General features: G+C 53.8%; 12 protein-coding genes, 1 pseudogene and 1 other annotated feature. All 13 genes and pseudogenes read right to left on the bottom strand.

Translation table 11 applies throughout. The annotated features are described in order from the left end of the window. Nucleotides 1-9: 9 nt before the first annotated feature. Nucleotides 10-642, bottom strand: a complete 633-nt coding sequence (gene rplC / locus ACULM0_RS10350; protein WP_463677470.1) for a 50S ribosomal protein L3 — start codon at nt 640-642, stop codon at nt 10-12. A 119-nt stretch (nt 643-761) separates the two neighbouring features. Then, on the bottom strand, nt 762-1073 hold the full coding sequence (rpsJ, locus tag ACULM0_RS10345) for a 30S ribosomal protein S10 (protein WP_463677469.1): 312 nt from the start codon (nt 1071-1073) through the stop codon (nt 762-764). A gap of 328 nt (nt 1074-1401) precedes the next feature. Next, nucleotides 1402-2595, bottom strand: coding sequence for an elongation factor Tu (tuf, locus tag ACULM0_RS10340; RefSeq protein ID WP_463677457.1), 1194 nt, complete (start codon nt 2593-2595; stop codon nt 1402-1404). A gap of 27 nt (nt 2596-2622) precedes the next feature. Beyond that, complete coding sequence (fusA, locus tag ACULM0_RS10335; RefSeq protein WP_463677468.1) at nt 2623-4686, bottom strand: elongation factor G; 2064 nt, start codon at nt 4684-4686, stop codon at nt 2623-2625. A 30-nt stretch (nt 4687-4716) separates the two neighbouring features. After that, on the bottom strand, nt 4717-5187 hold the full coding sequence (rpsG, locus tag ACULM0_RS10330; protein WP_463677467.1) for a 30S ribosomal protein S7: 471 nt from the start codon (nt 5185-5187) through the stop codon (nt 4717-4719). 122 nt (nt 5188-5309) lie between these two features. Further along, nucleotides 5310-5723 carry a 30S ribosomal protein S12 gene (gene rpsL / locus ACULM0_RS10325; RefSeq protein WP_463677466.1) on the bottom strand — a complete coding sequence of 138 codons (414 nt, stop codon included), beginning with the start codon at nt 5721-5723 and terminating at the stop codon, nt 5310-5312. Nucleotides 5724-5749: 26 nt separating this feature from the next. Beyond that, the gene (locus ACULM0_RS10320) at nt 5750-5998 is read right to left on the bottom strand and encodes a ribosomal L7Ae/L30e/S12e/Gadd45 family protein (RefSeq protein WP_463677465.1); all 249 of its coding nucleotides are present in this window, start codon (nt 5996-5998) and stop codon (nt 5750-5752) included. A 68-nt stretch (nt 5999-6066) separates the two neighbouring features. Further along, nucleotides 6067-9606: a DNA-directed RNA polymerase subunit beta' gene (gene rpoC / locus ACULM0_RS10315; protein ID WP_463677464.1), complete on the bottom strand. Its 3540-nt coding sequence runs from the start codon at nt 9604-9606 to the stop codon at nt 6067-6069. Nucleotides 9607-9650: 44 nt separating this feature from the next. Beyond that, a pseudogene (rpoB, locus tag ACULM0_RS10310) lies at nt 9651-13250 on the bottom strand (DNA-directed RNA polymerase subunit beta); the annotation flags it as partial. 262 nt (nt 13251-13512) lie between these two features. After that, the gene (rplL, locus tag ACULM0_RS10305; RefSeq protein ID WP_463677463.1) at nt 13513-13875 is read right to left on the bottom strand and encodes a 50S ribosomal protein L7/L12; all 363 of its coding nucleotides are present in this window, start codon (nt 13873-13875) and stop codon (nt 13513-13515) included. Between the two features lie 45 nt (nt 13876-13920). Beyond that, on the bottom strand, nt 13921-14433 hold the full coding sequence (gene rplJ / locus ACULM0_RS10300) for a 50S ribosomal protein L10 (RefSeq protein WP_463677462.1): 513 nt from the start codon (nt 14431-14433) through the stop codon (nt 13921-13923). Nucleotides 14434-14448: 15 nt separating this feature from the next. Further along, nucleotides 14449-14598: a sequence feature (ribosomal protein L10 leader region), on the bottom strand. Nucleotides 14599-14637: 39 nt separating this feature from the next. Continuing rightward, a complete protein-coding gene (gene rplA, locus ACULM0_RS10295) occupies nt 14638-15330 on the bottom strand; it encodes a 50S ribosomal protein L1 (protein WP_463677461.1) in 693 nt (230 codons plus the stop codon). 50 nt (nt 15331-15380) lie between these two features. Further along, a complete protein-coding gene (gene rplK, locus ACULM0_RS10290) occupies nt 15381-15806 on the bottom strand; it encodes a 50S ribosomal protein L11 (RefSeq protein ID WP_463679880.1) in 426 nt (141 codons plus the stop codon). Between the last annotated feature and the right edge of the window lies 1 nt (nt 15807).

Raw genomic sequence — 15807 nt, 5'->3', positions numbered from 1 at the left:
TCACTCAGATTATTTCCCGGTTTTAACGGACGACTTCACGGATACGAAGCCACCTTTAGGACCGGGCACGGCGCCTTTGATGAGCAGCAGGTTGCGCTCAGTGTCGACTTTGACGATCTCGAGGTTCTGGACCGTCACCGTTTCGTTACCCATGCGACCGGCCATCTTCATACCCTTGATAACACGTGCGGGGTAAGAAGCAGCACCGATTGAACCAGGGCCCCTGTGGTATTTCGAACCGTGGGTCTCAGGACCGCGAGACTGGTTCCAACGGCGGATAGCACCTTGTGTACCTTTACCCTTCGAAGTACCTGTTACGTCGACCATTTCGCCACCGGCGAAGCGATCGGCTTTGATCTCTTGACCGATCTCGTAGGCAGTGACATCGTCCACACGGAACTCCATGAGGAATTTCCTCGGGTTCACATTGGCCTTGTCGTAGTGCCCTTTGAGGGGCTTGTTGACTTTCTTCGACTTGATGTCACCGAAGCCAACCTGGATTGCGTTGTAACCGTCAGTGTCAACGGTCTTGATTTGCGTTACGTAGATAGGACCGGCTTCAACCACCGTCACGGGGACGACGTTGCCGTTCTCATCGAAAATCTGGGTCATCCCGATCTTCTTGCCCATCATACCAACCATGTTTACACCTCCTAATAATCTTACAGCGGATTACAAGTCTTGCTTTTGCAATCGTACTAAGCTAATCGGAAATATCTTATATATTAACGTCACTTAGTCTCAACCTGTGTAGTGTGTGCTTAGAGCTTGAGTTCGATGTCCACGCCAGCCGGCAGATCGAGCTTCATGAGCGCGTCCACTGTCTTAGCCGTGGGGTTTAAAATGTCGATGAGTCGCTTGTGCGTACGCATCTCGAACTGCTCTCTGGAGTCCTTGTACTTGTGTACGGCCCTGAGGATCGTCACCACTTCTTTTTTCGTGGGAAGCGGGATGGGACCGGATACTTCGGCACCCGTGTTCTTGGCCGTCTCCACGATTTTAGCAGCGGAACCGTCGATCAACTTGTGATCGTAGGACTTCAGTTTGATCCTGATCTTTTCATTTGTTGCCATGTGTCATTTCCTCCTTTTTTCATCGTACGTAATGCTAGACCATACGATCATGCGCTCCGTAAACTGTGCCGGGTGTTCACACGCCCTGCTCAGACGGAAGAATCATGTCGCCCACCTCTGTAGGGGGTGGACTTCTCCACGGAAGTGATCCGGCAGCATCCCGGTAACCTCCCGCATCATCGCATAAACACGCTAGTACATTATACTAAAAAAAACCCCAGTAAGCAAGGGGCCTTTAAAAGTATTCCTCTAACCTGAATCATTATATCAGAAACCTGACAAAAAGCAAGGAAAAGGAGCGGAAAATTTCCGCTCCCTTGTATAGCTATTACTCGATGATGCTCGTAACAGAGCCAGCGCCTACCGTACGGCCACCCTCTCGGATGGAGAACTTGAGGCCCTTCTCGATGGCGATCGGAGCGATGAGCTCTACAACCATCTCGATGTTATCACCAGGCATAACCATCTCAGCGCCTTCTGGCAACTGGATAGAACCTGTTACGTCAGTCGTTCTGAAGAAGAACTGGGGACGGTATCCGTTGAAGAACGGCGTATGACGGCCACCTTCTTCTTTCTTCAGTACGTACACCTGAGCGTTGAACTTCGTGTGTGGGTTGATGGAACCCGGCTTCGCCAGTACCTGGCCACGCTGGATGTCATCACGCTGCACACCACGGAGGAGTACGCCGATGTTGTCGCCCGCACGACCTTCGTCGAGGAGCTTGCGGAACATCTCTACGCCCGTAACGATGACCTTGCGAGGATCTTCCTCGAGGCCTACGATCTCGATCTCTTCGGATACCTTCACGATACCACGCTCAACACGGCCCGTTGCTACCGTTCCACGACCTGTGATTGAGAACACGTCCTCAACAGGCATCAGGAAGGCTTTTTCCGTGTCACGCTCTGGCTCGGGGATGTACTCGTCGATGATCTCGAAAAGATCAACGATTTTCTGCGCCCACTCGCCACCCGTGTTCTCGAGGGCCTTCAGTGCAGAACCCTGGATGATCGGTGTGTCGTCGCCTGGGAAGTCGTACTCGTTCAGAAGATCTCTTACTTCCATTTCAACGAGCTCGAGGAGCTCTTCGTCGTCTACCATGTCACATTTGTTCAGGAAGACCACGATGTAAGGTACGCCTACCTGACGTGCGAGCAGGATGTGCTCACGAGTCTGGGGCATAGGACCGTCGGCTGCTGATACCACCAGGATGGATCCATCCATCTGTGCAGCACCCGTGATCATGTTCTTTACGTAGTCGGCGTGACCGGGGCAGTCTACGTGAGCGTAGTGACGGTTAGGCGTCTCGTACTCTACGTGGGCTGTGGAGATCGTGATGCCACGCTCTCTCTCTTCCGGTGCTTTATCGATGTTTTCGAAAGCCACGAGCTCGCCGAGTCCGTAGGTGTCAAAGAGCACCTTCGTGATCGCAGCTGTCAGCGTCGTTTTACCGTGGTCAACGTGACCAATGGTTCCGATGTTAACGTGTGGCTTGGAGCGTTCAAATTTCGCTTTACCCATTTTTCTTCCTCCTTAAGATCTGATCGTTTACTGGCCCATGAGCTTCTCTGCGAGGCTCTTCGGCACTGGCTTGAAGTGGTCGAACTGCATGACGTACGTTCCGCGACCCTGCGACTTCGAACGCAGGTCTGTTGCGTAACCGAACATCTCTGAAAGCGGTACGAAAGCACGGATGACCTGAGCACCCGCTACCATCTCCATACCCTCGAGATGACCACGTCTGGAGTTGATATCACCCATAACGTCTCCGAGGTATTCCTCCGGAACCGTTACTTCAACTTTCATGTAGGGCTCGAGCAGGACAGAGTCGCCCTTTCTCATAGCTTCCTTCAGCGCCATAGAAGCGGCGATTTTGAAGGCCATCTCCGAGGAGTCGACCTCGTGGTAAGAACCATCGTAGAGGTTCGCCTTAAGGTCGACAACCTCGTATCCACCGAGGATACCGGAAGCGAGACCTTCGCGCACACCTTGTTCGATGACATTCCAGTACTCTCTCGGTACGGAACCACCGGTTACACTGCTCTCAAATGCGAAGCCTTGACCCGATACGTTTGGCTCGAATTTGATCTTCACGTGACCGTACTGACCACGACCACCAGACTGCTTGGCGTGCTTGTAGTCGATGTCAATGGGCTTCGTGATGGTTTCTTTGTAAGCAACCTGAGGCGCACCGATGTTAGCCTCCACCTTGAACTCGCGAAGCAGGCGATCGACGATGATCTCGAGGTGCAGCTCGCCCATTCCGGCGATGATGACCTGGCCTGTTTCTTCGTTCGTGTATGTGCGGAAAGTAGGATCTTCCTCGGCGAGTTTCGCCAGGGCGATACCCATCTTTTCCTGTCCGGCACGTGTCTTGGGCTCGATGGCCACGTTGATCACGGGCTCGGGGAATTCCATGGATTCAAGGATGATCGGATGGTCCGCGTCGCTCAGCGTATCACCGGTCGTGGTGTACTTCAGGCCGACGGCGGCCGCGATATCCCCAGAGTAGACGATATCTCGCTCTTCACGCTTGTTGGCGTGCATCTGCAGGATACGGCCCACGCGTTCTTTTTTATCTTTCGTGGAGTTCTGTACGTAGGAACCCGCCTCGAGCTTACCGGAGTAAGCGCGGAAGAAGGAAAGCTTACCTACGTAAGGGTCCGTCATGATCTTGAATGCCAGGGCGGAGAAAGGTGCATCGTCATCTGCAAAACGAATGTCTTCCTCGCCATCCGGTGTCATCCCTTTGATTCCGGGGATGTCGACCGGTGCGGGCATGTAATCGACAACAGCGTTGAGCAGGAGCTGAACGCCCTTGTTCTTGTAGGCAGTACCACAGAGCACAGGTACGATCTTGTTCTCGATCGTTGCCTTTCTCAGGGCTTTCTTGAGCTCAGGCACGCTGATCTCCTCGCCCTCGAGGTACATCATCATCAGATCTTCGTCTGTATCGGCGATGGCCTCGATCATTTCAGAACGGAACTCTTCTGCCTGCTTGCGCAGCTCATCAGGAATCTCGATCATCTCCATCTCAAGGCCGAGTTCGTCCTTGTAGTTGGTGACCTTCATCTCGAGAAGGTCGATGATGCCCGTGAAATCATCCTCTTTGCCGACGGGTAATTGAACGGGGATCGCGTTCGCCTTGAGGCGATCCTTCATCATACCGACAACGCGGAAGAAGTCTGCTCCAGTGATATCCATTTTGTTGACGAAAGCCATGCGCGGTACGCCGTACTTGTCGGCCTGGCGCCACACGGTTTCAGATTGGGGCTCTACGCCACCCTTCGCACAGAAGACGGCAACCGAACCATCGAGTACACGCAGTGAACGTTCAACTTCAACGGTGAAGTCCACGTGTCCCGGTGTATCGATGATGTTAATGCGGTGATCGTCCCACTGGCAAGTCGTAGCAGCAGACGTGATCGTGATGCCACGCTCCTGCTCCTGCTCCATCCAGTCCATGGTGGCTGCACCATCGTGAACCTCACCGATTTTATAGCTGACGCCCGTATAGTAGAGTATACGCTCTGTCGTCGTTGTCTTACCGGCATCGATGTGCGCCATGATACCGATATTTCTCGTTTTCTCAAGCGGAAATGCTCTCGACATGATATCCTCCCTTCGGGATCGTGTTGCGGTTTACCATCTGTAGTGGGCGAAGGCCTTGTTGGCTTCTGCCATCTTGTGTACTTCCTCGCGTCGCTTCACGGCGCCGCCCTGTCCGTTGGCAGCGTCCATGATTTCTTTCGACAGTCTCTCGACCATCGTACGTTCGCCACGCTTGCGTGCGAAGAGCACGAGCCAGCGAAGACCCAATGTCATACGTCTTTCAGGACGCACTTCCATAGGCACCTGGTAGTTAGAACCACCAACGCGTCGCGCCTTGACTTCTAGCACGGGCATGATGTTCCCAATGGCTTCTTCGAAGATCTCCATCGCATCTTTACCCATTTTTTCCGAAGCTATTTCGAGAGCTCCGTAAACGATCGCCTGGGCTGTCCCACGCTTACCGTCTAACATAACATTGTTGATCAGCTTGGTAATCACCTTGCTGTTGTACACTGGATCAGCTAAAACTTCTCTCTTAGGAATAGTTCCTTTTCGAGCCACTTTGCTTCCCTCCTTAATAAATTTTTCAATTATTCATCGGTACTCGACGATCCCTATGACCGTCGTAGCGGCAGTTTCCTTAGAAAACCTCTTCTCGTGGGAGAAGAGGCCGTTAAAAAAACTTATTTCTTGGGTCTCTTTGCACCGTATTTCGAACGACCCTGCTGTCGGTTTTCTACACCGGCGGTATCGAGAACACCGCGGACGATGTGGTAACGAACACCCGGAAGGTCTTTTACACGACCACCTCGGATGAGGACAACGCTGTGTTCCTGCAGGTTATGACCGATACCTGGGATGTAGGCTGACACTTCAAATCCATTGGTCAGACGTACCCTGGCGACCTTACGAAGGGCCGAGTTCGGTTTTTTAGGCGTGATCGTCTTGACAGACGTACATACACCACGTTTCTGCGGGGAGCTTTGCTTCACCGGAACGCGCTTGAGCGTGTTAAAAGTTCTCTGAAGAGCTGGTGAGCCGGACTTCTCTTTCATGTCCTTGCGTCCTTTTCTTACTAACTGGTTAATAGTAGGCATACTTGCACCTCCTTTTCTTCTTCGTCTTATTTTTCTAAAACTGCGGTCGCAGCACCTACATCGATGTGGCAAGCTTCACCCAGTCGGGTCATGCTCGGCACGCGAATCAGTTCGACGTCTTTCTTCTCACATAATTCAATAATTTGGCGCGTCACATGCTGTTCTGCATCTTCGGCCACGTACACGCGACGCGCTTTATTTTTGAGCAAGGTTTTCGTCGTCTGTTTGATACCGATCTTTAGCTTATCGGTGGGCTCGATCACAAGTTCAGGCATAAATACCCTCCAAATCGGTGGTACCTAATATGCACACTCACTTATCATATCATCGGCCTATAGTGCTGTCAATACGATTCTACCACATCCTCCTCGGGTAAGTCGAATGATTCGACGCTACTGATGGCGATATCTTTGTATCGCTTCATACCAGTACCCGCGGGGATGAGCTTACCGATGATGACATTCTCCTTCAGGCCCAGGAGGTGGTCCTCCTTGCCGTTGATCGCCGCTTCAGTGAGCACGCGTGTGGTCTCCTGGAAGCTCGCCGCGGAGAGGAAGGAATCCGTCGCCAGCGAAGCCTTGGTGATACCCAGGAGGATCCGGTCGCCTTCCGGTGGTTTCTTGCCTTCGGTACGCTTCTTCTGCGATTCGACCATGAACTCATAATAGCTCACGATGCCGCCCGGCAGAAGATCCGTATCACCCGGCTCGTCGACTTTCACCTTGGAAAGCATCTGCTTGATGATAACCTCGATGTGCTTGTCCGAGATGTCTACCCCCTGGAGGCGGTACACTTTCTGGACTTCTTTCGTAATATACTCCTGCACGCCGCGGATGCCCACGACCTTCAGGATATCGTGCGGATTGACGGAACCTTCCGTGATCAGGTCGCCGGCCTCCACCTCTTCGCCCTCTTGGACGAGCAGGCGAGAACCAAAGACGATCTGATTGGAGCGTGTATCTCCGTCGGCTCCGGTGATGATCACTTCGCGTTTTTTCTTCGTTTCTTTAAAGCTCACCACACCATCGATTTCCGCGATGACCGCGAGACCCTTTGGCTTTCTGGCTTCAAAGAGCTCCTCAACACGGGGCAGACCCTGTGTGATGTCGCCGCCGGCCACACCGCCGGTGTGGAAGGTACGCATCGTGAGCTGTGTTCCCGGTTCTCCGATGGACTGGGCCGCGATGATCCCGACAGCCTCACCCACGTTCACGGGTTTCATGGTGGCCAGGTTCAGGCCGTAGCACTTGGAGCAGACACCGTACTGGGTACGGCACCCGAGCACCGATCGCACCTCGAGCTTGTTGATCCCTGCACCCTGGACGATAGCGTTGGCGATCTCCTCGGTGATGAGCTTAGCCGTGGTGGCGACCACTTCACCCGTCTTAGGGTGTAGCACGTCGCGCATCGGATAGCGTCCGGTGATCCGCTCTTCTAGGGTTTCGATGATTTCCGTCCCATCCTTGATGGCGCGGAGCGTGATGCCCTCGGTCGTACCACAGTCGGTATCGCGAACGATCACGTCCTGGCTGACGTCCACCAGACGGCGTGTCAGGTAACCGGAGTCGGCCGTACGGAGCGCTGTATCAGCGAGACCCTTACGGGCACCCGTTGTGGAGATGAAGTACTCCAGTACACTGAGTCCCTCTCGGAAGTTGGAGATGATCGGAATCTCGACCGTCTTACCGATGGCGTTGGCCATGAGGCCACGCATGCCGGCCAGCTGACGAATCTGGTTCTTCGATCCACGGGCACCGGAGTGGGCCATGATCTTCACGTTGTTCATCGGGCTCAGGTTGTTCATGAGCTCATCGGTGACCTCGTCCGTTGTCTTGGTCCAGGTCTGGATGATTTTCTCGTAACGTTCTTCATCGGAAATCAGACCACGGCGGTAGGCCTTCTGGTACTTGTCGACCACCGCGTGAGCGTCCTCGATCAGCTGGGCCTTCTTCTCCGGGATCTCCATGTCGGAAACGGAGATGGTGATGGCACCCTGTGTCGAGTACTTGAAACCCATGTCCTTGATGTGGTCTAGGATTTCGGCTGTCACTGTATTCCCGTGCACGGAGAAACAGTGACCGATGATGGTCTCCAGCTTCTTCTTCGTACAGAGGAAGTTGATCTCCAATCCGTAGGGATCTTCTTCACGGTTCACAAAGCCAAGATCCTGTGGGATGTTCTCGTTAAAGATGAACCGACCCACTGTGCTGGTGACCAGGTTCGTCGTCCCAGAAGCTTTATCGACGCGTTTCACCTGGACGGTATCGTGCAGGTGGATGCGCTTGTGATAGTAGGCCAGCATCATTTCGTCGTAATCACGGTAAGCACCTTTCATCTCGCGCTCGCCGATACCGAAGTCCTCCACGGGATCCAGCGTCAGGTAATAGGCCCCGAGCACCATGTCCTGAGAAGGCGTGGTGATCGGCAGTCCGTCCTTAGGCGCCAGGATGTTGTTCACCGATAGCATCAGGAAGCGGGCTTCCGCCTGTGCTTCCACAGACAGCGGTACGTGGACGGCCATCTGGTCACCATCGAAGTCGGCGTTGTAAGCGGTACATACGAGTGGGTGGAGGCGGATGGCCTTGCCCTCGACGAGTACCGGCTCAAAAGCCTGGATTCCCAAGCGGTGAAGCGTGGGAGCACGGTTGAGGAGCACCGGGTGTTCCTTGATTACTTCTTCCACGATATCCCATACTTCCGGACGTACCTTCTCCACCATGCGCTTGGCACCCTTGATATTGTGCACATGCTCTTCTTCCACGAGTTTCTTCATGACAAAAGGCTTGAAGAGCTCGAGGGCCATTTTCTTGGGCAGACCACACTGGTAGAACTTCAGCTCGGGACCTACCACGATAACAGAACGACCGGAATAGTCGACACGCTTACCGAGGAGGTTCTGACGGAATCGTCCTTGTTTTCCCTTGAGCATATCGGAAAGGGATTTGAGCGGGCGGTTACCGGGACCCGTCACCGGACGGCCGCGTCGGCCGTTGTCGATGAGTGCATCCACGGATTCCTGGAGCATACGCTTCTCGTTGCGCACGATGATGTCCGGTGCACCGAGCTCGAGCAGACGCTTGAGGCGGTTGTTCCGGTTGATCACCCGACGGTACAGATCATTCAGGTCGGAGGTGGCGAAACGGCCACCGTCCAGCTGCACCATGGGGCGCAGATCCGGTGGAATCACCGGAATAACATCCAGGATCATCCACGCGGGATCGTTCCCGGATTTTCTAAAGGCTTCCACGACCTCCAGGCGTCGGATCGTGCGGACGCGCTTCTGTCCCGTGGCATCCTCGAGCTTTTGCTTCAGCTCAACGGAAAGGGCATCGAGATTCAATGCCTCGAGTACTTCTTTTACGGCTTCGGCGCCCATCTTGGCAACGAAGTCGTTCCCGTACTTCTCGCGCGCTTCGCCGTACTCACGCTCGGTGAGCAGTTGCTTGTCGCTGAGTCCGGTGGTGCCCTTGTTCACGACCATGTAGTTGGCGAAGTACAGCACCTTCTCGAGCGAGCGAGGGCTCACGTCGAGCAGGATGCCCATCTTCGATGGGATGCCCTTAAAGTACCAGATGTGCGACACAGGGGCCGCCAGTTCGATGTGGCCCATGCGCTCGCGTCGTACTTTGGACTTGGTGACTTCCACGCCACATTTATCACAGATCACGCCTTTGTAACGGACGCGCTTGTATTTTCCACAGTAACATTCCCAGTCCTTGGTAGGTCCGAAAATCTTCTCGCAGAACAATCCTTCTCGCTCTGGCTTCAGTGTGCGGTAGTTGATCGTTTCGGGCTTTTTCACTTCTCCGCGAGACCATGAGCGGATCTTGTTCGGTGAAGCGAGACCGATTCGGATGGAATCAAAGTTGTTGAATTCGATCAAGGGTTATCTCTCCCTTCGTTCCTTCTTGAAAAACGCTGCTACGCTTCGTCGTTGTTTTCTTCCGTGTAGCCTTGGTCGAGCAGGTCGTCATCGATGATCACGTCCTGAGCGAAGGTAGCCACAGCGCTATCGTCGTCCTCCGTCTCCTTAATCTCCACTTCTCCTTCTTCATCCTTGAGCACCTTGACGTCAAGCGCCAGGGACTGTAGCTCTTTGATGAGTACCTTGAAGGATTCTGGGATGCCGGGCTCGGGAATATTTTCGCCCTTGATGATGGCCTCGTAGGCCTTGACACGACCGACCACGTCGTCGGACTTCACCGTCAGGATCTCCTGAAGCGTGTGTGCCGCGCCGTAAGCCTCGAGCGCCCAAACCTCCATCTCTCCAAAACGCTGTCCACCGAACTGGGCTTTACCGCCCAAAGGCTGCTGCGTCACGAGGGAGTAGGGGCCGGTGCTCCTGGCGTGAATCTTGTCATCTACCAAGTGGTGGAGCTTGAGCATGTACATGTAACCGACGGTGACCGGGTTGTCGAAAAACTCACCCGTACGACCGTCGCGTACCCATAGTTTACCGTTCTCAGGGTAGCCGGCATCCTTGAGGATCTCGCGGATCTGGTTCTCCCTGGCGCCATCGAAGACGCTCGTTGCGATTTTCCAGCCTTTTTTCGCAGCGGCCAGGCCCAGGTGAATCTCCAGAACCTGTCCGATGTTCATCCGCGAAGGGACACCCAGGGGGTTGAGCACGACCTGGATCGGTGTACCGTCCTCGAGGAAAGGCATGTCCTCTTCGGGTAGGATGCGCGAGATAACACCCTTGTTTCCGTGGCGGCCGGCCATCTTGTCACCGACGTTGATCTTGCGCTTTTTCGCGATGTAGACGCGCACCAGTTCATTTACGCCGGGAGACAGCTCATCGCCATTCGCCCGCGTGAAGACCTTCACGTCCACGATAATACCGGATTCACCGTGGGGTACCTTCAGCGAGGTATCGCGTACTTCGCGCGCCTTCTCACCAAAGATCGCCCGGAGGAGTCGCTCCTCCGCGGTCAGTTCCGTCTCGCCCTTTGGCGTGACCTTACCCACCAGGATATCCCCGGCGGTTACCTCAGCACCCACGCGGATGATGCCGCGCTCATCGAGGTCCTTGAGGGCATCTTCGCCCACGTTCGGGATCTCACGGGTGATCTCTTCCGGTCCGAGCTTCGTATCACGCGCTTCGGACTCGTACTCTTCAATATGAATCGAAGTCAGGACATCTTGCTTCACGAGTTCTTCCGAAAGCAGGATGGCATCCTCGTAGTTGTATCCTTCCCATGTCATGAAGGCGATCATCAGGTTGGTACCCAGGGCGATCTCGCCCTGCTCGGTACTCGGTCCGTCGGCGACCACGTCGCCCTTTTTGAGGACCTCGCCCTTTGTCACGAGCGGTGTTTGATTCACACACGTTCCCTGGTTGGAACGTTTGAACTTCAGGAGGTTGAAGGTTTCCTTCTCGCCCGTCTTCTCCTGACGCAGGACGATGCGGTCGGCGGAGACATACTCCACGACGCTGTCTTCCTTTGCCGTGAGCACGGCGCCAGAATCAACGGCCGCCTTGTGCTCGATACCCGTCCCGATGATCGGGCTCTTGGCGATGAGCAGGGGAACGGCCTGACGCTGCATGTTCGATCCCATGAGGGCCCGGTTGGCGTCATCGTTCTCGAGGAAGGGAATCATGGCCGTGGCCACGGAAACCATCTGCTTCGCTGAAACTTCCATATAATCGATATCCGAAGCATTGAACTCCTTGATATCGGCCTGGCGGCGGGCGACGATCCGTTCGCTGACGAAACGACCCTCATCGTCCAGGGGTTCTGTAGCGGGTACGATCACGGCCTTTTCCTCTACATCAGCAGTGATGTAGACGATCTGTTCGGTCACGATTCCGTTTTTCTTATCGATCTTGCGGTAGGGCGTCTCGATGAATCCGTACTCATTGATGCGTGCGAAGGTCGAGAGCGAGCCGATGAGGCCGATGTTCGGACCCTCGGGTGTCTCGATCGGGCACATGCGTCCGTAGTGCGAGTGGTGGACGTCACGGACCTCAAAGCCCGCGCGCTCACGCGACAGACCGCCGGGACCGAGGGCCGAGAGACGACGCTTGTGGGTCAGCTCTGCCAGTGGGTTCGTTTGGTCCATGAACTGGGACAACTGAGAAGAACCGAAGAACTCCTTGATTGCCGCCGAGACAGGACGCACGTTGATGAGATTCTGGGGCTGCAGGCTCTCCATGTCCTGGATGGTCATGCGCTCGCGCACCACACGCTCCATACGGGAGAGACCGATGCGGAACTGGTTCTGCAGGAGTTCCCCGACAGAACGGATCCGGCGGTTGCCCAGATGGTCGATGTCATCGCGGTTACCGACGTTATGGTTCAGCCCGATGAGATAGCTCATGGACGCGATCATATCATCTTTAATGATGTGCTTTGGAATCAGCTCGCGGTAGCGTGCCTTCACGGCCACTTGACGCGCTTCATCCGTCTCGTGCTCTTCTAAAATTTCCATGAGCACGGGGAAGTGTACCTTTTCGGTCACTTTCACCTTGCCGGTATCCATATAGGCGTGGATATCCACGAAATGGTTGCCGATCACGCGCACGACAACGTCGTCGCGACCAAAGACATCGACAGACTTGATCCCGGCGTTCTCAATGGTCTCGGCCAAGTCGAGATCGACCTTTTCACCGGCAGTTGCCAGCACTTCGCCCGTGAGCGGGTGCACAACATCCTTGGCCAGTTTTTCGCCGTTCAGACGGTTGATGAGACCTAATTTTTTATTAAACTTATAACGACCGACGCGTGCGAGATCATAACGCTTGTCATCAAAAAACAGCGAATTGATCAGGCTCGTGGCGCTCTCGACAGTGGGCGGCTCGCCCGGACGGAGTTTCTTGTAAATCTCCACGAGACCTTCGTCGCGGTTCGTCGTGTTGTCTTTATCGAGGGTCTTGAGCAGGCGCTCGTCCTCACCGAAAAGCTGCAGGATGGCCGCATCGGTTTCAACGCCAAGGGCGCGAGCGAGTACGGTGATGGGCAGTTTTCTCGTGCGGTCGATGCGCACGTTCAAGATGCTATTGGAATCTGTTTCATATTCCAACCAGGCACCGCGGTTCGGGATGACGGTGGCGGAGTAAAGTTCGTTCCCCACCTTGTCCAGTTTGACATCATAGTAGGGTCCCGGTGATCTGACGAGCTGGCTGACGATTACACGCTCGGCGCCGTTGATGATAAAGGTTCCCTTTTCGGTCATCAGCGGGAAGTTCCCCATGAAGACCTTCTGTTCCTTTACCTCACCGGTCTCGAGGTTGATGAAGCGCACCACGCCGCGCAAGGCGACTTCGTAGTTGGCGTCGCGTTCCTTGCTCTCCTCGACATCGTACTTCGGTTCATCCTCGAGTTCGTAATCTATGAACTCAAGGACCAGTTTACCCGTGTAATCTTCGATTGGAGAAATATCCTCAAAAGCTTCCATGAGTCCTTCTTCTAAGAACCACTCATAGGATGTCTTCTGGATCTCCACGAGATCGGGCATGTCGATCAGTTCGCTGGTCCGAGAGAAGCTCATTCTCTCCACTCGTCCGAGTTTTACAGGCTGTGGCATTAAGACTTCACCCCTTGTGAAAAAGTAGGTTCGAATCCGCGGTGCTGGCGAATTCTTAGTTGAAAACACAAAAAAAATGTCATAAATAGACCATTTTAAAATCCTATTTATTGCATTATACAATACTAGTACAATTCTCTCGAGCTGTCAAGGGTTTTCTTTCCTCGCCAGGGGATAAGTTAACCCCCCTAGGTCTATCCGCTCGCGAGGAAAGAAAAAAGCCTCAGATCGTGATCTGAAGCTTTCTCCTCGTGTTAGTGGTTTACTTGAGCGCGACTGCTGCGCCGGCTTCTTCGAGCTTCGCTTTGAGCGCTTCAGCTTCTTCTTTGTCAACGCCTTCTTTAACCGCGTTAGGCGCTTCGTCTACGAGAGCCTTCGCTTCTTTCAGGCCAAGACCTGTGATCTCGCGAACAACTTTGATGACGCCGATTTTCTTTGCGCCAGCGTTCTCGAGGATTACGTCGAACTCTGTCTGCTCTTCTTCTTCAGCACCAGCAGCTGCACCGGCAACCATTACTGGAGCAGAAGCGCTTACGCCGAACTCTTCTTCACAAGCTTCAACGAGTTCGTTGAGCTCCATCACTGTCATGCCTTTGATGGCTTCGATAATTTGATCTTTCGTCATTTTAAGGACACCTCCATGGTTTTCATAATAAACAAGTCAGTTAACTTACGCTTCGGCAACCTCTTCGCCGCCGTCTTTCTCTTTGCTGATATTGGAAAGCAAGTAAACAAAGTTCGATACCGGCGCTTTGATGCTGCCGAGGAATTTCCCGAGCAACTCATCGCGCGACGGAATGTTCGCGATTTTCATGACACGGTCACGATCGCAGTACAAGCCTTCCACTACGCCGGTCTTAAGCTCCAGCACTGGGTGGTCTTTCGCAAAATCCTTGATCACCTTCGCGGGTGTTACAGGATCTTCGAAACCAAAAGCGATAGCGTTCGGTCCTGCTAAATCCTCGGTGAGTGCCTCGTATTCTGTGTCTCTGATCGCAAGCTTCACGAGATTGTTCTTGTAAACCTTGTACTCAACACCAGCTTCACGAAAACGCTTGCGAAGTTCAGTCGTATGTTCCACGTTGAGACCCTGGTAATCTACCAGAATGGCCGATTGTGCTTTTTCAAACATTTCGGCGATCTCAGCGACAACCGCTTTTTTTCTTTCTAAGTTCTTTGACATCAGTCCACCTCCTCGACTCCATAATAAAGACCCCTCGTCCGTAGACACGAGGGGTCGTAAACCAACAACTTGGTTAGTTTATGGTTAACCTCGGTAGGGGATTAAGCTTCTCAACACAAGTGGAAAAGAAGCACCTACTGTCTACGGTGATTATTCACTTTGTCAGTTTAACATCAAGCCCACACCGTGTCAACGGTGTATTCCTTAGAATTTTGCGGGGTTCAGCTTGATGCCAGGGCCCATGGTGCTGGTGATCGTGGCGCTTCTGAAATAAGTGCCCTTTGCAGCAGCAGGTCTAGCCCGCTTCAACGTTGCCATCATGGTGTTCAGGTTGTCCACCAATTGTTCTTCGTCGAAGGATTTCTTACCGAGCACGACGTGCACGATGTTGTGCTTGTCGAGACGGTATTCCACCTTACCGGCTTTGATCTCTTCAACGGCCTTTTGCACGTCGAAAGTCACCGTACCGGATTTCGGGTTCGGCATGAGTCCTTTGGGACCGAGCACGCGGCCCAGTCGACCGATTTTACCCATCATATCTGGCGTGGCCACAACCACGTCGAAATCGAACCAGTTTTCGTTCTGGATCTTGTTGATGGTGTCGTCGTCACCGATGAAATCGGCGCCGGCGGCTTCGGCTTCGGCGATTTTCTCGCCCTTGGCGAAAACCAAAACGCGTTTGGTTTTGCCCGTACCATGAGGTAACACGACGGCACCGCGGACCTGTTGGTCTGCGTGACGACCGTCTACACCCAGCTTGATGTGCAGCTCGATGGTCTCATCAAACTTGGCTTTAGCTGTCTCTTTCACGAGCTTAACTGCATCGATCGCGTCGTAAGTCGCTTCGCGATCCACGAGCTTCAAGCTCTCTTCGTAACGCTTGCCTCTGTTCGGCATAGTTTTTCCTCCTTTAGTGGTCAAACGGAAGGATTCCTCCCACGTTGTGCTTAGTCTTCGACGACGATGCCCATGCTTCGCGCTGTTCCCGCGATCATGCTCATCGCTGCTTCGATGCTTCCTGCGTTCAGGTCGGGCATCTTGAGCTCGGCGATTTCTTTTACTTGGTCTTTAGAAACCGTAGCTACCTTCTTCACGTGTGGTTCGCCGGATCCTGATTGGATACCCGCTGCCTTCTTTAAAAGAATAGCTGCCGGTGGCGTCTTCGTAATGAAAGAGTAACTTCTGTCCTGGTAAACCGTGATCACGACAGGGATAATCATCCCAGCTTGATCCTGCGTCTTCGCGTTGAATTCTTTACAGAACTGCATGATGTTGACACCGTGCTGACCGAGCGCGGGGCCTACCGGCGGGGCGGGGTTAGCCTTCCCGGCGGGAATCTGCAGCTTTATGAGACCAGAAACTTTCTTGGCCATC

This window comes from Halotolerantifilum yawarlongkerapense (assembly GCF_054506745.1).
Note: the sequence above shows the minus strand (reverse complement) of the source record. Positions and strands in the feature narration are given on the sequence as shown.